The following is a 17,646-nucleotide window of genomic DNA, read 5'->3' on the forward strand; positions in this document are numbered from 1 at the left end:
GCGTCATGGCACAGCAATTGACTCCGGATGGTCAGCGGTCCGTCGAATCGATTGCGCAGCGGTACGGCATTTCCACCGGGGCGGTCGAGACCATGCTCGTCGCGGTCAACATCGGCGGCGGCACCATGGCGCAGTTCAACATCGCCGAGCTCGGTGGCGGCGGCCAGTGGATGCGCGGCGGTATGACCATGGTGGGCAACATGTTCGATCACGGACTCAAACAGCGCGTGGACAACTTGTGCAACGAGCTGTCCACCCTGCTCTCGTCGACGCAGGTGTTCGCGGTGGTTCCCAACGGGTCCGGCAGTCGCGGAAACAATTGGTGGCCCGCCGAGTTGGGTACGCCCAGTTCCAGCGGCGGGCAGAACGACTCTCGATACGCGGTCTTCCCGCAAGTCAGGCGGCTCGCGATTCAGTACGGCGGAGCCGTGACCGTGTACGACACCCTCGATTACTCCATCGGTGGTGTCTCGCAACAACAGGGCAGCGGCCCGCAGTCACTGTTGTTCTCCAGCCAGAAGGGGCAGGTCCCCGTGACCAGCCTTCCCCAGGTCCGCACCGACAACGACGGCCGAGCGGAACCCACCGTGCAGCAAGCAACCGCGTCGGTTCCGTCCCCACCGCAGCACCGGGGCGATTCGACCCAGCACTGGAACCGGCAGCCGGAGCAGCGGCCGGCTCCTGCACCGTTGGAGAGCGTGGGCTCCACCGACATCATCGCCTCCATCGAGGCCCTCGCCGGCCTGCATGCGCGCGGAATCCTGACCGACGACGAGTTCTCGGCCAAGAAAGCGGAACTGCTCGGGAGGTTGTGACGATGACCCGAGTTCCTCTTCGTCTCGCTATCGTCGACGCCACCGCCACGCTGACGGCGGCGGGTGTGGGGAGCCCCCGCGCCGACGCCGAAATTCTCGCCTCTCACATCGTGGGTGTGCCGCGAACTCGGCTCGGACTCGTTCCGCTCGTGGAACCCGAGGTGCTCGACGCGTACCGCAGCATGGTTGCGCAGCGTGCGAAACGAATTCCGTTGCAGTACATCATCGGAACCTCGTCGCTCGGGGAGATCGACGTGGAAGTCGGGCCAGGTGTGTTCGTGCCCCGGCCGGAGACGGAGTTGCTCCTCGCGTGGGCTCTCGCGTTCCTGGAGAACGTGAACCGGCACCCGCCGGTGGTGCTGGATCTGTGCACCGGGTCGGGTGCCCTCGCCCTGGCCGTGGCGCACGCCCGACCGGACGCGGTGGTGCATGCGGTCGAGAAGGAACCGCACGCGTTGGCGTGGGCGAGAAGAAACTCCGACCTTTTTGCGGCGCAAGGTGATACACCGATCCACCTGCACCACGGAGACGTCACCGATCGCACGCTGCTGACGGTCCTGGACGGGTCCGTCGACGTGATCGTCGCCAATCCGCCCTACATCCCGGTCGGCGCGGTCCTCGAGCCCGAAGTCGCGGATCACGACCCGCACAGTGCGCTGTTCGCCGGCGTCGACGGGTTGTCGGTGATAAAGCCGATGGTCGCGAACGCGGCCCGCTGGCTGCGCGTCGGAGGTGGGGTGGGGGTGGAGCACGACGACTCCAACGGCGACGGAGTGGTCGAATCGTTCACCGAGCGCAAGGTTTTCGCAGACGTGGCCGAGCATGTGGACCTCGCGGGTAGGCCGCGATTCGTCGTCGCTCGTCGGGCCGCTCGCGCCGAGTGAGAAGATAGTCCCGTGCCCACCGTTTACGACTGTTCCGACGCCGACTCACGCGCTGCGGGAATGGATGCAGCCCAGCGCGCCCTGTCCTCCGGACGTCTCGTGGTCATGCCCACCGACACCGTCTACGGTGTCGCGGCCGACGCGTTCGACAGCAACGCCGTGACCGACCTGCTGCGCGCCAAGGGCCGAGGTCGAGACATGCCGGTCCCGGTTCTGGTCGGTTCCTGGACCACCATCGACGGTCTGGTCCTGGGCGTCAGATCCGCTGCGAGGGATCTGATTCAGGCCTTCTGGCCCGGTGCGCTCAGCCTCGTCGTACATCAGGCGCCGTCGCTCGCGTGGGACCTCGGAGACGCACGCGGGACCGTGATGCTGCGAATGCCACTGCACCCGGTCGCCATCGAGTTGTTGCGCGCAGTGGGACCGTTGGCCGTGTCGAGCGCGAACATCTCCGGCAAACCGCCGGCCGTGACGGTGTCCGAGGCCAAGGAGCAACTTGGCGGGTCGGCGGCGGTCTACCTCGACGGGGGACCGGCGAAACACGCCCTTGCATCGACGATCGTCGACCTGACGGGGGACAACCCGCGCATACTTCGCGTAGGGGCTGTCACGGCGAACGACATCGCCGAGGTGCTCGGTGTGAGCGCGGACAGTCTCGTCGACCGATAAGGACGTGCGTCATGGCAGCTGAGTTCTGGGGTCCCGACTGGGACGAGTTGGCGAACACCGACCCCGAGATCGCCGACGTCGTCCGATCCGAACTCGGACGTCTCCGCGGCGGCCTGCAACTCATCGCCAGCGAGAACCTCACCAGCCCTGCCGTCCTGGCGGCTCTGGGGTCGGTGCTGAGCAACAAGTACGCCGAGGGGTACCCCGGTCGGCGCTACTACGGCGGCTGCGAGTTCGTCGACCGCGCCGAGACGCTGGCGATCGAGCGAGCCAAGGCGTTGTTCGGCGCCGAGCACGCGAATGTTCAGCCGCACTCGGGTGCAAACGCCAACCTTGCCGTGTACTCGGCCTTCGCAGAGCCGGGGGATGCCGTTCTCGCGATGAGCCTCCCGCACGGTGGACACCTGACTCACGGCTCCAAGGTCAGTTTCTCCGGTCGATGGTTCACGCCGGTGCCGTACCACGTTCACAAGGACACCGAACTCATCGATTACGACGAAGTGCGTGACCTGGCCCTGCTTCACCGACCCAAGATCATCGTCGCCGGCGCCACCGCATACCCGCGCACCATCGACTTCGCTGCGTTCCGGGCGATAGCCGACGAGGTCCACGCGATTCTCTGGGTCGACGCGGCTCACTTCATCGGTTTGGTGGCGGGTGGGGCCATGGACTCGCCCGTTCCCTACGCCGACGTCGTCTCCGCCACCACCCACAAAGTTCTGCGAGGTCCACGCGGTGGAATGTTGCTCAGCCGTGCCGAGCACGCCGCCGCTGTCGACAAGGCCGTGTTTCCGTTCACGCAGGGCGGCCCGTTCATGCATGCCATCGCCGCCAAAGCAGTGGCGTTCCGGGAGGCCGCGACGCAAGAGTACCGCTCCTATGCGCGGTCGGTGGTCGAGAACGCAGCAGCACTCGCAGCGGCCCTCGAATCCGAGGGTATGCGCGCGGTGTCCGGTGGCACCGATACACATCTTGCGTTGATCGACCTCAGCGCAACCGGAGTCTCGGGCGCTGAAGCCGAATCACGCTGCGGCGCTGCAGGAATCACCCTCAACAAAAACTCGATCCCGTTCGACCCCGCCCCGCCGGCTGTCACGTCGGGTATCCGGGTCGGATCCGCGTCGGTGACGACGCAGGGGTTCGGCACATCCGACATGGCCCTTGTCGGATCGCTGGTCGGTCGGGCGGTCGCCTCGGATCCCGCCACCGACGTCGGCCGGAAGACCCTCCAGCAGCTCTCGGAAGAGACCGCGGCGTTGGTGTCCACGAAGCCCGCCTACCCGCGGGCCTGACGGCGTTCGAAGGTAGCGTCTGTGCCGTGATCGCCCACTCCGCCACCTCTCTGCTGGCGCAGACCGGTGGTCGAGGGGCGGGCGTACCCATCCGTGAACTGCTGCTGGTGATGCTGACCGCTGCAGTCGTGACCTTCTTCGCAACCGGAGGAATTCGGCTCGCCGCCCTCCGTTTCGGTGCTGTCGCCGTGCCGCGTGAGCGGGACGTGCACGTCACGCCCACGCCCCGCCTCGGAGGCATCGGCATCTACCTCGGACTGCTCGTGGCCTTGCTGTTCGCGCAACAGTTGCCCGCGCTGACGCGAGGCTTCGAATTCACGAAGGAAGTCCCCGCCGCGCTCGTCGCAGGCCTGGTCATCATGCTCGTCGGAGTGGTGGACGACCGGTGGGGCCTCGACGCCCTGACCAAGTTCGTCGGGCAGGTGACGGCGTCCGGGGTACTGGTACTGATGGGTGTCAGTTGGTACCTGCTGTTCGTCCCCTGGGGCGGCGGACAGACGATCATCCTGGACCAACTTCAAGCCGGCCTGGTCACCGTGATGATCACGTTGGTGATGGTCAACGCCATGAACTTCGTCGACGGTCTGGACGGTCTCGCGGCGGGCCTCGGACTGATTGCGGCCGTGGCGATCTGCATCTTCTCCATCGGCTTGCTGCACGAGCAGGGCGGGGACGTCAGCGCGTACCCGCCGGCCATGATCGCCGCGGCTCTCGCGGGCGCGTGCCTGGGATTCCTGCCGCACAACTTCCAGCCCGCGCGCATCTTCATGGGTGACTCCGGGTCCATGGTGATCGGGTTGATGCTGGCCACGGTGTCCACCAGTGCCTCCGGGCGGATCAGCCTGAACGCCTACGGGACCCGCGACCTGTTGGGCCTGTTGACTCCGCTCCTCATCGTGGGCGCCGTGATGTTCATTCCGATGCTCGATCTCCTGCTTGCGGTCGTGCGGCGCACCCGCGCAGGGCGAAGCCCGTTCAGCCCCGACAAGATGCACCTGCACCATCGACTGCTGCAGATCGGGCATTCGCACCGGCGCGTGGTGCTGCTCATCTACTTGTGGGTGGGCGTCCTGGCGTTCGGTGCGGTGGGCGCAGCGCTGATCGATCGCCGCCTGGTGGTGCTCGTCTTCGCGGGCGGCCTGGTGTTCGCGCTGGTCGCGACGGTGGTCCCGAGCCTGAGCGAGGAACGACGCCACCGCTAGGCGGTAAGGTGCATTTTCGTGAGTTTCACACCCCAGCCCATTCCGACACCCACGGCTCCTCTGCAAGCAGCCGTCCGTTACGGAGCGATCGCACTGGCCGTCCTCTCGGTGGCATCCGCGGTCATCGCATATCTCGCCCTCGGACTGCCGGGCCTCTGGGGAGCTCTGATCGGTGCCGCTCTCGGCGGCGCGTTCATCCTGTTGACGTCGGTGTCCGTGCTGTTCTCGGCCAGATTGTCGCCCACCAGCCTCGGCGCAGTTCTTCTCGGCGGGTGGATCGCGAAGATGCTCGTCGCGGTCGTGGTGCTCGGCGTTCTGAACGGAATGACCTTCTATCACCGGAGCACGTTGGGAATCGTGGTCCTCGCCGCGCTGGTGATCGTGCTCGGCGCCGAGACCTATGGCGTCGTCAGATCACGGACGCCTTACGTCGACTCGTCGGATGATTCCGACGGGAAGTAGTACGACATTGTGTAGTAGTGTGAAGCCCGTTACGACCCAGTTAAGCTTCGGCCCAGTCTGGTTGCTAAAGTTTCGTTCAAGCGGGACCGAAGCGGACGAATTGGGCAGTTTGTCCAGATCGTTCACGGTTCCGCCGACCAGACGATCACCACATTTCTACCGAGTCGACGACAGTCGCCGACCCTCGGCAGGCGCAGCGGGAGTGCATACTTCCCGTGCGACTGACGATCACGCGAGCCGTCCTCGTCGACCAGCAACATTGTCGTTGTCCGCTCGAACCGTGGATGCAATCGATCCGCGGCCCGAACACGGGAGAGACCGCTGAGCGTCACCAATATGGCTGCGGAGTTCCACCCGCCGTCACTAGCCGACTTCTTCCCCCCGGCCGTGCTGTTCGAGGGAACTCCGTTCGAGCTGGACCGCCTGATGTTGGTCCGCATCCTCATGACCGTCGTGCTGATCGCGTTCTTCGCGATCGCGATGCGTAGCCCCAAGATCGTGCCCCGAGGCATTCAGAACCTCGGCGAGCTGGCCCTGACCTTCGTCAAGGAGCAGATCGCCGACGAGGTTCTCGGCAAGGAGATGGGCAAGAAGTACCTGCCGGTCCTCGCGACCATCTTCTTCACCGTTCTGTTCCTGAACTTCTCGGGTGTCATCCCGTTCCTGAACATCTCGTCCAATGCTCGAGTCGGTATGCCGATCGTGCTCGCAGTAGTGGCCTACGTCGTCTTCAACTACGTGGGCATCAAGAAGTACGGGTTCGCGAAGTACATGAAGTCGTCGGTCGTCGTGCCCGACGTGCCGATCGCGTTGCACTTCCTCCTGATTCCCATCGAGTTCGTGTCGACGTTCATCCTTCGTCCGTTCACGCTGACGGTGCGACTCATGGCCAACATGCTCGCGGGCCACATCATGCTGGTTCTGTTCTTCAGCGCAACGCAGTTCTTCTTCTTCGAAGCAGAGACGCCGCTGCAGGGGTTCGGAATCTTCTCGCTCATCGCCGGGTTCGGGTTCACTCTCTTCGAGCTACTGGTGATCTTCTTGCAGGCGTATGTCTTCGCGCTGCTCACTGCCGTGTACATCGACCTCGCTGCGCACGCCGATTCTCACTGACCGATCGACTGACTGACCGCTCCACCTGGAACACCTGACCCGCTGCCGACCGGTCGTGGGCAACAGAAAGGGAACAGATCAACATGAGCCTCACCTACCTGGCACAGGAAGCCACCACCGTTTCCGGTGAAGGCTACGGCGCCATCGGCTACGGTCTCGCTGCCATCGGCCCCGGCATCGGCGTGGGCATCGTCGTCGGTAAGGCCATCGAGGGCATCGCGCGTCAGCCCGAGCTCGCCGGCCAGATCCGTACCAACATGTTCCTCGGCATCGCGTTCACCGAGGCGCTCGCGCTCATCGGCCTCGTCGCCGGCTTCATTTTCTGATCATGTCGACTTACGCGGTACTCGCGGCCACAGAGGGCGAGGAGAAGATCAATCCCCTCGTGCCCGCGACCTACGACATCGTCTGGTCCGCGGTCTGTGTCGTCGTCATCGGCTTCTTCTTCTGGAAGTACGTGCTTCCGCGTTTCCAGACTGTGCTGGCCGAGCGCACCGACAAGATCGAAGGCGGCATCAAGCGAGCCGAAGAGGCTCAGGCCGAAGCGAAGGAAGCGCTCGAGCAGTACCGCGCTCAGCTCGCCGAAGCGCGCCAGGAAGCCGCCAAGATTCGCGAGGACGCGCGTTCGCAGGGACAGCAGATCCTCGCCGACATGAAGGTCAGCGCGCAGGAGGAGAGCGACCGCATCGTCGCGTCCGGACATCAGCAGCTCGCAGCACAGCGCCAGCAGATCGTGGCCGAGCTGCGCAGCGAACTGGGTCGTACGGCCGTCGATCTCGCGGAGAAGGTCATCGGCGAGCAGCTGTCCGATGACGTCAAGCGGGCCGGAAGCATCGACCGGTTCCTCGACGAGCTCGACTCCGTCGGCGCAGATTCCGGGAAGTGAGCACCATGTACGCAGCGAGTCGTGAAGCGCTTTCCGAAGCGCGTGAGGCGCTCGGCAGTGCTCTCGACTCCGTGTCCGCGGGCGAGGCAACCGCCGCCGCCGCGCAGACCGGTGCCGAGCTGTTCTCCGTCGTGTCGCTTCTGGACGGACAGCGGCCGCTGCGGAACGCGTTGGCCGACGCATCGGCGTCGTCCGAAGCGCGAACTGCGTTGGCGGACAAACTGTTCGGCGGAAAAGTCGGCGAGCCCACCCTCGCGGTTCTTCGCATCGCCGCCGGTCGTGGCTGGTCGGTCCCTCGGGACATGACCGACTCGCTCGTTCGGCTCGGGCAGGAGTCGCTGCTGCGCGCTGCCGACGATCAGGACCAACTCGACACCGTCGAGGACGAACTGTTCCGTCTCGGTCGCATCGTGGCCGGCAACGCGTCGCTCGAACAGGCCCTGTCGGACCGGTCCAAGCCGGCGTCGGCGGTGCAGGAACTGTTGTCGAAGTTGTTGTACGGCAAGGTCACGGCAATCACCGAGGCCTTGGCGAAGCAGGCCGTCGGCCGACTGCGCGAAGCGCCGGCCGAAGCTATCGACGCCCTGTCGCACCTCGCGGCGGATCGTCGACAGAAAGCAGTAGCCCTCGTGCGCAGCGCGACCGAGCTGACATCCGAGCAGGTGGATCGTCTCGGAACGACGTTGGAAGGGATCTACGGCAAGCCCGTGACCGTCCACGTCGAGATCGATCGGGAATTGCTGAGCGGGCTCGTTGTCCGTGTCGGCGACGAAGTCATCGACGGCAGTGGTGCGGGCCGGCTTGCGGCTCTTCGCAAGACGCTCAAGTAATTCTTCAGTCAACCTAGACAGTGAGAGCAGGAACAACATGGCGGAGCTGACGATCTCCACCGACGAGATCCGTAGTGCTATCGAGACCTACACCGCGAACTACTCGCCGGAATCCTCTCGAGAAGAGGTCGGCACGGTGTCGGACACCAGTGACGGCATCGCGCACGTCGCCGGGTTGCCGTCGGCGATGTCGAACGAATTGCTCGAGTTCAAGGGCGGCGTGCTCGGTGTGGCGCTGAACCTGGACGCCACCTCCATCGGTGCGGTTATCCTCGGCGACTACGAGCACATCGAAGAGGGCCAGGAAGTTCGGCGCACCGGTGAGGTTCTCTCCGTTCCCGTCGGCGACAGCTTCCTCGGCCGCGTCATCGACCCGCTCGGTTCGCCCATCGACGGTCTCGGTGACATCGAATCCAACGAGCAGCGTGTCCTCGAACTGCAGGCCGCATCGGTCCTCGAGCGCCAGCCCGTCGAAGAGCCGCTCGCCACTGGCATCACCGCCATCGACGCCCTCACGGCCATCGGCCGCGGACAGCGTCAGCTCATCATCGGCGACCGCAAGACCGGCAAGACCGCGGTCTGCGTCGACGCCATCATCAACCAGAAGGCCAACTGGGACAGCGGCGACGAGAACAAGCAGGTCCGCTGCATCTACGTTGCCATCGGTCAGAAGGGCTCCACGATCGCCGGAGTCAAGACGGCTCTGGAAGAGCACGGCGCCATGGAGTACACCACCATCGTGGCTGCTCCCGCGTCCGACTCGGCCGGCTTCAAGTGGCTCGCTCCGTACACCGGCTCGGCCCTCGGCCAGCACTGGATGTACCAGGGCAAGCACGTTCTGATCGTGTTCGACGACCTGACCAAGCAGGCAGAGGCCTACCGCACCATCTCGCTGCTGTTGCGTCGCCCGCCGGGCCGCGAGGCATACCCGGGTGACGTCTTCTACTTGCACTCCCGTCTGCTCGAGCGGTGCGCCAAGCTGTCCGACGAACTCGGTGGCGGCTCGATGACCGGCCTGCCGATCATCGAGACCAAGGCCAACGACATCTCGGCGTTCATCCCGACCAACGTCATCTCCATCACCGACGGTCAGGTGTTCCTCGAGTCGGACCTGTTCAACAAGGGCGTTCGTCCCGCGATCAACGTCGGCACCTCGGTCTCGCGCGTCGGTGGCGCGGCGCAGACCAAGGGTCTGAAGAAGGTCGCCGGCTCGTTGCGTCTGGAAATGGCGCAGTTCCGTGAGCTCGAAGCGTTCTCCGCCTTCGCCTCCGACCTCGACGCGGCGTCCAAGGCGCAGCTCGAGCGTGGTGCCCGCTGGGTGGAACTGCTGAAGCAGGACCAGTACACGCCTGTTTCCGTCGAGGACCAGATCGTCTCGATCTACCTCGTCGACGCCGGCTACTACGACACCGTCCCGGTCGACGACGTTCGTCGCTTCAACAGCGAGCTGCTCGAGGACTTGCACCGCAACGCCCAGGACGCGTTCGACGGCATTCGAGGCGGCGCCAAGGCGCTCGCCGACGAGAACGCCGACAAGATCAAGGAAGCGACCGACAAGTTCAAGCAGGGCTTCCTGACGTCCGACGGCGAGTCCATCGTGAACGAGGCCGAAGCCGACGCGATGAACCCCGATGATGTCGATCGCGAGAACGTCAAGGTCACCCGGAAGCACCCCAAGAAGTCATGACAGCAACGTCAGGAACGCCGAGACGGGAGGTGACCGATGCCCAGCATTCGTGAGCTCCGCTCCAGGATCAGGTCGACGAACTCGATCAAGAAGATCACCAAGGCGCAGGAGCTGATCGCCACTTCGCGAATCACCAAGGCGCAGGCCAGGGTCGAAGCGTCCAAGCCCTACGCGACCGAGATCACCAAGGTGCTCTCGGCGTTGGCGAGTGCGGCCGGTTCGTTGGACCACCCGCTGCTCACCGAGCGTTCGGAACCCAAGCGTGCGGCCGTTCTCGTGGTCACCAGTGACTCCGGTCAGTGTGGCGGCTACAACTCGAACGTCCTTCGTGAGGCCGAGGAACTGCAGCAGCTGCTGCGGTCCGAGGGCAAGGATCCGGTCATCTACGTTCTGGGCCGTAAAGGCTTGACCTACTACACGTTCCGCGATCGGGACGTGAAGGGTGCGTGGACCGGATTCTCGCAGCAGCCGACGTACGCCGACGCAGCGAAGGCGAGCAAGCATCTCGTCGAGCTGTTCATGGCCGGCTCCGGCGACGACATCGAGTCCCCGAACGGTGAGGGCACCGTCGAAGGCGTGGACGAGCTCCACATCGTCTACACGACCTTCGTCTCGATGCTCTCGCTCAAGCCGACCGCCCGGCGCATGGCTCCGCTGGAGATCGACTACGACGACCAGGACGTCGAACTGGGTGCGGACTACCTGACCGACAGCGAATCGTCGTCGGAAGTCAAGGCGCAGTACGACTTCGAGCCCGAAGCCGAGACTCTTCTGTCGGCGCTGCTGCCGAAGTACATCAGCACGCGCATCTACTCGGCACTACTCGACGCTGCCGCGTCGGAGAGCGCAGCACGTCGTACCGCCATGAAGGCGGCCACGGACAATGCGAACGACCTGGTCAATGCCCTGTCGCGACAGGCGAACCAGGCCCGGCAGGCCCAGATCACCCAGGAAATCAGCGAGATCGTCGGTGGCGTTGACGCGCTCGCCGCGAGCTCAGGAAGCGACTGAAAATGACTGCAGCAGTAACCGATAGCAAGAGTTCCGGAGAGAAGTCGTCCGAGAACGGGCGCGTCGTGCGCGTCATCGGTCCCGTCGTCGACATCGAGTTCCCGCGTGGATCGATTCCCGAGCTCTTCAACGCTCTGCACGCAGAGATCGAGCTGAAGGCGGTCGCCAAGACGCTGACACTCGAAGTGGCGCAGCACCTCGGTGACAACCTGGTCCGCACCATCTCCATGCAGCCGACCGACGGGCTCGTCCGCGGCACCCCGGTGTCCGACACGGGCAAGCCGATCTCGGTGCCGGTGGGCGACGTCGTCAAGGGCCACGTGTTCAACGCACTCGGTGACTGCCTCGATTCGCCGGGTCTCGGCCGTGACGGCGAGCAGTGGGGCATCCACCGCAAGCCCCCGGCCTTCGACCAGCTCGAGGGCAAGACCGAGATCCTCGAGACCGGCATCAAGGTCATCGACCTCCTCACCCCGTACGTCAAGGGCGGAAAGATCGGTCTGTTCGGCGGCGCCGGTGTCGGCAAGACCGTGCTCATCCAGGAGATGATCACCCGCATCGCTCGTGAGTTCTCCGGCACGTCGGTGTTCGCCGGCGTCGGTGAGCGCACCCGTGAAGGTACCGACCTCCACCTCGAAATGGAGGAGATGGGCGTTCTGCAGGACACCGCCCTCGTATTCGGTCAGATGGACGAGCCGCCCGGCACGCGCATGCGCGTCGCGCTCTCGGCCCTGACGATGGCCGAGTACTTCCGCGACGTGCAGAACCAGGACGTGTTGCTCTTCATCGACAACATCTTCCGTTTCACCCAGGCAGGGTCCGAGGTGTCCACGCTGCTCGGCCGTATGCCGTCCGCCGTCGGCTACCAGCCGACACTTGCCGACGAGATGGGCGAGCTCCAGGAGCGCATCACCTCGACCCGTGGCCGCTCGATCACGTCTCTGCAGGCCATCTACGTGCCCGCCGACGACTACACCGACCCGGCCCCGGCCACGACCTTCGCGCACCTCGACGCCACCACCGAGCTGTCGCGTCCGATCTCGCAGAAGGGCATCTACCCCGCGGTGGATCCCCTGACCTCGACCTCGCGCATCCTCGAAGCCTCGATCGTCGGCAACGAGCACTTCCGCGTGGCCAACGAGGTCAAGCGCATTCTGCAGAAGTACAAGGAACTGCAGGACATCATCGCCATCCTCGGTATGGACGAGCTGTCCGAAGAAGACAAGGTCACGGTCTCCCGTGCCCGTCGTCTCGAGAAGTTCCTCGGACAGAACTTCATCGTCGCCGAGAAGTTCACCGGCGAAGAAGGCTCGGTCGTGTCGCTCTCGGACACCATCGAAGCGTTCGACAAGGTGAGCAAGGGAGAGTACGACCACCTTCCCGAGCAAGCCTTCAACAGCTGCGGTGGACTCGACGACGTCGAGGCCGCAGCCAAGAAGATCAGCGGAAAGTAGTCGACCATGGCCACCGAAATGACGGTCGAACTCGTTGCCGTCGAGCAGCGTCTGTGGTCCGGCTCGGCCACGTTGGTCAGCGCGCAGACCACCGAAGGCGAGATCGGCATCATGGCCGGACACGAGCCGATCCTCGGTCAATTGATTCCCGGCGGAACCGTCGCGATCACGTCCGAGGACGGTGAGCGTCGTGTCGCAGCGGTGCACGGTGGCTTTCTCGCCGTGACCGGCGCGACCGTCACGATTCTGGCAGAGTCGGCCGAATTCTCGGACGACATCGACGTCGACGCCGCCCGATCGGTCCTGTCGGACGGTTCCGAGGATCCGGAAGAGATCGCGATCGCCAAGGGTCGCATCCGGGCCGTCGAGCGGGCGTAGTCACACCGAGTTTCATCCAGACCCCGGCGAGCAGAGCGAACGATGACCGAAGAGATTGCAGTGATTGCAGTTCTGGTCATCCTCGCTGCGCTCGCCGGGGTTGCTTTGTTTCGTGTTCGGAAGATCCGTGGGGCCGGGACTCCGGCGATCCTGCGAAAGATGCCGGCCGGCCCCGGTGACCGATGGCGGCACGGGGTGATCCGATACGGAGAGGGCTCGCTGGTCTTCTACCAGTTGACCAGTATTCGGCCGGGCCCGGACGTGCACATGGATCGTCAGACGATAGAAGTGATCGCTCGTCGTCGCCCGATGGATTCCGAGCACGACCTGATGTCGGACGCGACGGTGGTGACGGAGATCCGTGGGGAACTGATCGGCGGTGGGCAGACCCGCGTTCTCGAGATCGCCATGGAGAGCGGCGCTTTCACGGCCTTCATGTCGTGGGTGGAGTCGCGTCCCTCGGGTCGGTCCCTACGCGGGCGCCCCTCCTAGGAGGACGGTCGGGTACGTCCGCCGCCGGGCCTCCACAGCACGTCGCCGTCTGGATTGACCACCCGTCCGAGGACGAAGAGCAGGTCGGACAGTCTGTTCAAGTACTTTGCGGGGAGCGTGCTCGTCGTCTCCGGGCTGTGGTCCACCGCTCCCCATGCCGACCGCTCGGCCCGGCGGGTCACCGTTCGCGCCGTGTGCAGCAGTGCGCCGGCCGCGGTTCCGCCGGGAAGTATGAAGGACTTCAGCGGCTCCAGCGTGGAGTTGAACTCGTCGCACCACGTCTCGAGTCGCTCGATGTAGTCCTCGGTGATCCGCAGCGGCGGGTACTTGGGGTTCTCTTCGATCGGGGTGGAGAGATCGGCGCCCGCGTCGAACAGGTCGTTCTGCACCTGCCGCAGCACGTCGATCACCCGTTGCTCGGGTGTACCCAGAACGATTGCGACACCGATGGCGGCATTGGCCTCGTCGCAGTCGGCGTAGGCAACGAGGCGAGGATCGGTTTTTCGAACTCTCGAGAAATCGCTCAGCCCCGTGGTTCCGTCGTCACCGGTGCGCGTGTAGATATTCGTCAGGTTGACGGCCATGGCGCCAACAGTACCGCCGGTGCGCGGGAGTGCCTGGTCCACCGGCCGGTCTCCGACCGTCCCGCATGCCTCTAGTCTGAGGCAGTGAGTTCACGCTTTCTCGTCACCGGTGGCGGCCGCCTCGCAGGTGAGGTATCGGTCGGCGGCGCAAAGAACAGTGTTCTGAAGTTGATGGCGGCGGCATTGCTTGCCGAGGGAACGACCACGATCACCAATTGCCCGGACATCCTCGACGTCCCGTTGATGGCCGACGTGCTGCGCGGCCTCGGATGCGAGGTACGCCTGGACGGCCCGGTAGTCACCATCGAGACACCGGCCGAGCTCAAATATCACGCCGATTTCGCAGCCGTCCGACAGTTTCGTGCATCCGTGTGCGTCCTCGGTCCGCTCGTTGCGCGTTGTCGTAAGGCAGTAGTCGCGCTTCCGGGTGGAGACGCGATCGGGTCGCGTCCACTCGACATGCACCAGTCGGGTCTGCGGCTTCTCGGCGCCCACAGCGAGATCGAGCACGGATGTGTCGTCGCAACGGCCGAGAAGTTGCACGGCGCCACCATCCGGCTGGCCTTCCCGTCCGTCGGCGCGACCGAGAACATCTTGATGGCAGCAGTTCTGGCCGACGGCGAGACCGTCATCGACAACGCGGCACGCGAGCCCGACATCGCCGATCTGTGCGCGATGCTGAACGACATGGGTGCGCGCGTCGAGGGTGCCGGCTCGCCGACCCTGACGATCATCGGCGTGCCCTCGCTTCGGCCGACCACCCACCGGGTCATCGGCGACCGCATCGTTGCCGCGACGTGGGGAATTGCCGCCACCATGACGAGCGGAGACGTGACTGTCCGCGGGGTGAATCCGAAGCACCTTGCGCTCGTGTTGGACAAGCTGAAGGCGGCGGGGTCCGAGGTGACGATCCGTCCCGACGGCTTCCGAGTGGTCCAGGAAGGTCGGCCGACCGCCGTCAATTACGCGACGCTGCCGTTTCCTGGATTTCCAACCGACCTGCAGCCGATGGCCATCGGACTCGCGGCCATCGCGAACGGAACGTCGATGATCACCGAGAACGTCTTCGAGGCCCGGTTCCGGTTCGTCGAGGAGATGATCCGGTTGGGTGCCGACGCCCGGACCGACGGGCATCACGCTGTCGTGCGCGGAGTGCCGAGGTTGTCGAGCGCACCGGTGTGGTCGTCGGACATCCGCGCGGGGGCTGGTCTCGTGCTCGCCGGGCTGTGCGCCGACGGTGTCACGGAAGTGCACGACGTCTTCCACATCGATCGTGGGTATCCGCGGTTCGTCGAAAACCTGCAGGACCTCGGTGGGGAGATCGAACGCGTCAGCTGAACTTCGTCAGGGCGTCCCGAATCACACGTAACGCGAGGTTCAGTTCGTCCTCGTCGACGCGTCCGTAGCCGATCACGAGGCCACCGACACCGGTGATCGATCGCGTCGACTCGGCGAGCAGGGGTACATCCACCGCGTGCATCGCCGCCGCCGCGGCCACCTGCTGCGCCACGTGGGGGTCGAGAATCAGCGTCGTATGCATGCCGGCGCCGAGGCCGCGTAATTCGCCGAAGTCCGACAGGGCTGCCGCGACCTGCGTGTCGCGGGCTCGATACCGACGACGAGCCGCTCGCACCAGGCGGTCCCATTCGCCGTCGCGGATCAGCGACGTCACCGCTCGCTGAATCGGAACGGACGGGAAATCTGCTGTGGCGGTTCGTTGTTCGACGATCTGTTCCACGAGATCCGGGGGAGCCGACAGCCAGCCGAATCTCACACCGGCACCGAGAGTCTTGGCCACGGTGCCCAGGTAGACGACGCGGCCGGGTGCCAGTTCGGCCAATGTCGGAAGCGGGGCGACGTCATACCTGAACTCGGAGTCGTAGTCGTCTTCGACGATCATGACGTCCCGGGTGACGGCGAAGCGTGCCAGCGCGGTTCGCCTGGCGACCGGAAGAAGTCCGCCGGTCGGGTATTGGTGAGACGGGGTGACGTAGACGGCCCGTGTCGACGGCGGCGCCGCGGACAGCAGGTCGGTCCTGAGCCCGTCGCGGTCGACGGGTACGTCGTGCAGCGTCCATCCGCGTGAGCGAGCCGTGGCAGCCGCAGCGCGGTAACCGGGGTCTTCCAGGACGAGGGTCGGTAGTCGGCGATCAAGCCCCAGAGCCGAGAAAGCCAGCGATGCAGCATGATTGGTGCCCGACGTGATGACGATGTGTGCAGGGTCGACGTGCAGGCCGCGGGTACGGGCCAGTAATTCGGAGACGGTGGCGCGTACGTCGGGTTCGCCGGCCGGGTCCGGATACTCGCCGGGGGCACCGGTTGCGCCGACGTCGCGCCATGCTCTCCTCCAGGCGGGGGACGGGCGGGGAGGCGTCCACGGGAGGCCCGGACGCAGAGCGATCCGCGTGGAGACGTGCTCCTCGCGCGTCGGTGCAACCCGCACAGGAGTGTGCACGACGGTGTGAGCGGCCTCGGTCACGTATGTCCCGGAACCGCGGGTCGAGCCGATCCACCCCTCCGCGGTGAGCTGGTCGAAGGCACGTTCCACGACACCGCGGGCGACACCGAGATCGGTCGACATGGCTCGGGTGCTGGGTAGTCGCGCACCGCTCGGGAGTTCACCACGCACGATCGCCGCCCGAATCGCGTCGGACAGTTGAACGGGGAGGGTGCGACGGTCGTCGCGGTTCAGGACGACGGAAATCGAGGTCGCAAGCATGCCGACAATCGTAATTGGCCTACAGAACTTGAGTCAGATTGGACCCTGACAGGAGGCCATTGCAGTGCAATCCTTGTACTCATGAACACGTCTGATTCTCTGTCTCCCACTGCCAGAACAACATTGACCCGATTGCGCGAGCGCGCCGGCGTCGACCGTCGAGAACTCGTCGACCTGCTCGATTCGACATACGTGTGCCACTTGGGCGTCGTGATGGACGGAGCGCCGCGGGTCATGCCCACGGCCTTTGCGGTGGATTACGACGGCCCGGACCGCGGGGGCACGCTGTACCTGCACGGGTCGGTGGCGGCGCGAAGCCTGGTCGCGGCCGTGGGCGTGGACGTATGTGTGACGGTCACGCAGCTGGACGGGTTGGTACTCGCACGATCGGCGTTCCACCACTCGATGAACTACCGAAGCGCGGTGATTCACGGGTGTGCACGTCGGGTCGACGACCTCCGAGAACGGGGGAAGGCGCTCGATGCGATGGTCGACCACATCGTTCCCGACCGGAGTTCTCAGCTGCGCTCGAACACCAGGAAGGAGCTCGCAGCCACGGTGGTGTTGGCACTTCCCCTGTACGAGGCGTCGGTGAAGAGCCGGAGTGGACCACCGCAGGACGACGAAGCGGATATCGAAGCCGGAGGAGTGTGGGCCGGGGTCGTATCCGTGCAGACAACGGTCGGTCCGGCGACGATCGCCGACGACGTGAACGACCAGATTCAGGCACCTTCGAACGTCGACGCCGTTCTGACCAGGTAGTTCTCGCCGGTCCGGCCTGATGTGTTCGGCGTCACAATTGTGTTTCGGCCCTGATCGGGTGCCGCTCGACGCTGAACTGCCGGGTTGACCTGCGGAAACGACGGACATGACCGGTGCCACCTGGCGATTTGACCGTGCGCAACCGGTCGCGTAACTTTCTTCAAGTCAGAGCGACACGGACACCGACCCGGAGCCCAGCGGCTAACCGCAGGAGCTACGGAAAACGAGGTAGTACGGCGTCGCATGGCCACTCGGACAGAAAAGGTTCGTCTGCACATCGTGTAGGCTGAACGCACAGTCCACAGCCTGAGAACAGAGCAGCTTGACTGCGCTTGTGTCTCATGGTTAGTCTGGAACGGTTGCCCCGGAGTCATCCATGTTGGTGGGTGGTGATGGTGTGTGCGTG

Annotated in this window: 19 protein-coding genes; 17 read left to right on the plus strand and 2 right to left on the minus strand. The window is 65.0% G+C overall.

From position 1 onward, the window contains the following. Positions 1–5: 5 nt before the first annotated feature. The 15 genes from IEW02_RS06920 (at position 6) to IEW02_RS06990 (ending at position 13,175) form a co-directional block, all read left to right on the plus strand. On the plus strand, positions 6–815 hold the full coding sequence (locus IEW02_RS06920; protein WP_188543882.1) for an SHOCT domain-containing protein: 810 nt from the start codon (positions 6–8) through the stop codon (positions 813–815). Positions 816–817: 2 nt separating this feature from the next. After that, positions 818–1,699: a peptide chain release factor N(5)-glutamine methyltransferase gene (prmC, locus tag IEW02_RS06925; protein WP_188543883.1), complete on the plus strand. Its 882-nt coding sequence runs from the start codon at positions 818–820 to the stop codon at positions 1,697–1,699. Positions 1,700–1,711: 12 nt separating this feature from the next. After that, positions 1,712–2,368 carry an L-threonylcarbamoyladenylate synthase gene (locus IEW02_RS06930; protein ID WP_188543884.1) on the plus strand — a complete coding sequence of 219 codons (657 nt, stop codon included), beginning with the start codon at positions 1,712–1,714 and terminating at the stop codon, positions 2,366–2,368. A gap of 11 nt (positions 2,369–2,379) precedes the next feature. Further along, a complete protein-coding gene (gene glyA / locus IEW02_RS06935; RefSeq protein WP_188543885.1) occupies positions 2,380–3,660 on the plus strand; it encodes a serine hydroxymethyltransferase in 1,281 nt (426 codons plus the stop codon). Positions 3,661–3,770: 110 nt separating this feature from the next. Continuing rightward, complete coding sequence (locus IEW02_RS06940; RefSeq protein ID WP_188544087.1) at positions 3,771–4,862, plus strand: glycosyltransferase family 4 protein; 1,092 nt, start codon at positions 3,771–3,773, stop codon at positions 4,860–4,862. Between the two features lie 18 nt (positions 4,863–4,880). Continuing rightward, entirely contained in the window at positions 4,881–5,324 is a 444-nt protein-coding gene (locus IEW02_RS06945) for a Cg1360 family ATP-synthase-associated protein (RefSeq protein ID WP_188543886.1), read from the plus strand. Between the two features lie 336 nt (positions 5,325–5,660). Beyond that, positions 5,661–6,437 carry a F0F1 ATP synthase subunit A gene (atpB, locus tag IEW02_RS06950; protein ID WP_188543887.1) on the plus strand — a complete coding sequence of 259 codons (777 nt, stop codon included), beginning with the start codon at positions 5,661–5,663 and terminating at the stop codon, positions 6,435–6,437. Positions 6,438–6,520: 83 nt separating this feature from the next. After that, a complete protein-coding gene (locus tag IEW02_RS06955) occupies positions 6,521–6,763 on the plus strand; it encodes an ATP synthase F0 subunit C (RefSeq protein WP_188543888.1) in 243 nt (80 codons plus the stop codon). 2 nt (positions 6,764–6,765) lie between these two features. After that, positions 6,766–7,323 (plus strand): F0F1 ATP synthase subunit B, encoded by a 558-nt coding sequence (locus IEW02_RS06960; RefSeq protein ID WP_188543889.1) that lies wholly within the window; start codon positions 6,766–6,768, stop codon positions 7,321–7,323. 5 nt (positions 7,324–7,328) lie between these two features. Next, positions 7,329–8,153 (plus strand): F0F1 ATP synthase subunit delta, encoded by an 825-nt coding sequence (locus tag IEW02_RS06965; protein ID WP_188544088.1) that lies wholly within the window; start codon positions 7,329–7,331, stop codon positions 8,151–8,153. Positions 8,154–8,190: 37 nt separating this feature from the next. Next, positions 8,191–9,840: a F0F1 ATP synthase subunit alpha gene (gene atpA / locus IEW02_RS06970; RefSeq protein WP_188543890.1), complete on the plus strand. Its 1,650-nt coding sequence runs from the start codon at positions 8,191–8,193 to the stop codon at positions 9,838–9,840. Positions 9,841–9,876: 36 nt separating this feature from the next. Then, positions 9,877–10,851 carry a F0F1 ATP synthase subunit gamma gene (locus IEW02_RS06975; RefSeq protein ID WP_188543891.1) on the plus strand — a complete coding sequence of 325 codons (975 nt, stop codon included), beginning with the start codon at positions 9,877–9,879 and terminating at the stop codon, positions 10,849–10,851. Between the two features lie 2 nt (positions 10,852–10,853). Further along, a complete protein-coding gene (gene atpD, locus IEW02_RS06980) occupies positions 10,854–12,305 on the plus strand; it encodes a F0F1 ATP synthase subunit beta (RefSeq protein ID WP_188543892.1) in 1,452 nt (483 codons plus the stop codon). Between the two features lie 6 nt (positions 12,306–12,311). Continuing rightward, positions 12,312–12,683 (plus strand): F0F1 ATP synthase subunit epsilon, encoded by a 372-nt coding sequence (locus tag IEW02_RS06985; protein ID WP_229745816.1) that lies wholly within the window; start codon positions 12,312–12,314, stop codon positions 12,681–12,683. 42 nt (positions 12,684–12,725) lie between these two features. Further along, entirely contained in the window at positions 12,726–13,175 is a 450-nt protein-coding gene (locus IEW02_RS06990) for a DUF2550 domain-containing protein (protein ID WP_188543893.1), read from the plus strand. Here the strand turns inward: IEW02_RS06990 and IEW02_RS06995 are convergent. After that, positions 13,172–13,759 carry a cob(I)yrinic acid a,c-diamide adenosyltransferase gene (locus IEW02_RS06995; RefSeq protein ID WP_188543894.1) on the minus strand — a complete coding sequence of 196 codons (588 nt, stop codon included), beginning with the start codon at positions 13,757–13,759 and terminating at the stop codon, positions 13,172–13,174. The two genes, IEW02_RS06990 and IEW02_RS06995, sit on opposite strands and share 4 nt — an antisense overlap. Positions 13,760–13,843: 84 nt before the next feature. Between IEW02_RS06995 and murA the strand changes: the two genes are divergently transcribed. Beyond that, positions 13,844–15,097: a UDP-N-acetylglucosamine 1-carboxyvinyltransferase gene (gene murA, locus IEW02_RS07000; RefSeq protein ID WP_188543895.1), complete on the plus strand. Its 1,254-nt coding sequence runs from the start codon at positions 13,844–13,846 to the stop codon at positions 15,095–15,097. Here the strand turns inward: murA and pdxR are convergent. After that, entirely contained in the window at positions 15,090–16,478 is a 1,389-nt protein-coding gene (gene pdxR, locus IEW02_RS07005; RefSeq protein WP_188543896.1) for a MocR-like pyridoxine biosynthesis transcription factor PdxR, read from the minus strand. The two genes, murA and pdxR, sit on opposite strands and share 8 nt — an antisense overlap. A gap of 81 nt (positions 16,479–16,559) precedes the next feature. Between pdxR and IEW02_RS07010 the strand changes: the two genes are divergently transcribed. Continuing rightward, positions 16,560–17,240, plus strand: a complete 681-nt coding sequence (locus IEW02_RS07010; protein ID WP_188543897.1) for a pyridoxamine 5'-phosphate oxidase family protein — start codon at positions 16,560–16,562, stop codon at positions 17,238–17,240. Positions 17,241–17,646 lie beyond the last annotated feature (406 nt).

Source organism: Rhodococcoides trifolii, assembly GCF_014635345.1.
Lineage (GTDB): Bacteria > Actinomycetota > Actinomycetes > Mycobacteriales > Mycobacteriaceae > Rhodococcoides > Rhodococcoides trifolii.

Bases quoted from the DNA above. Each gene is read 5' to 3' on its own strand.
- IEW02_RS06965 (WP_188544088.1), top strand. From the start codon at position 7,329: ATGTACGCAGCGAGTCGTGAAGCGCTTTCCGAAGCGCGTGAGGCGCTC.
- atpB (WP_188543887.1), top strand. From the start codon at position 5,661: ATGGCTGCGGAGTTCCACCCGCCGTCACTAGCCGACTTCTTCCCCCCG.
- atpD (WP_188543892.1), top strand. From the start codon at position 10,854: ATGACTGCAGCAGTAACCGATAGCAAGAGTTCCGGAGAGAAGTCGTCC.
- IEW02_RS06975 (WP_188543891.1), top strand. From the start codon at position 9,877: ATGCCCAGCATTCGTGAGCTCCGCTCCAGGATCAGGTCGACGAACTCG.
- IEW02_RS06940 (WP_188544087.1), top strand. From the start codon at position 3,771: ATGCTGACCGCTGCAGTCGTGACCTTCTTCGCAACCGGAGGAATTCGG.
- IEW02_RS06960 (WP_188543889.1), top strand. From the start codon at position 6,766: ATGTCGACTTACGCGGTACTCGCGGCCACAGAGGGCGAGGAGAAGATC.
- IEW02_RS06990 (WP_188543893.1), top strand. From the start codon at position 12,726: ATGACCGAAGAGATTGCAGTGATTGCAGTTCTGGTCATCCTCGCTGCG.
- atpA (WP_188543890.1), top strand. From the start codon at position 8,191: ATGGCGGAGCTGACGATCTCCACCGACGAGATCCGTAGTGCTATCGAG.
- pdxR (WP_188543896.1), bottom strand. From the start codon at position 16,478: ATGCTTGCGACCTCGATTTCCGTCGTCCTGAACCGCGACGACCGTCGC.
- IEW02_RS07010 (WP_188543897.1), top strand. From the start codon at position 16,560: ATGAACACGTCTGATTCTCTGTCTCCCACTGCCAGAACAACATTGACC.
- IEW02_RS06920 (WP_188543882.1), top strand. From the start codon at position 6: ATGGCACAGCAATTGACTCCGGATGGTCAGCGGTCCGTCGAATCGATT.
- prmC (WP_188543883.1), top strand. From the start codon at position 818: ATGACCCGAGTTCCTCTTCGTCTCGCTATCGTCGACGCCACCGCCACG.
- IEW02_RS06985 (WP_229745816.1), top strand. From the start codon at position 12,312: ATGGCCACCGAAATGACGGTCGAACTCGTTGCCGTCGAGCAGCGTCTG.
- IEW02_RS06955 (WP_188543888.1), top strand. From the start codon at position 6,521: ATGAGCCTCACCTACCTGGCACAGGAAGCCACCACCGTTTCCGGTGAA.
- glyA (WP_188543885.1), top strand. From the start codon at position 2,380: ATGGCAGCTGAGTTCTGGGGTCCCGACTGGGACGAGTTGGCGAACACC.
- IEW02_RS06995 (WP_188543894.1), bottom strand. From the start codon at position 13,759: ATGGCCGTCAACCTGACGAATATCTACACGCGCACCGGTGACGACGGA.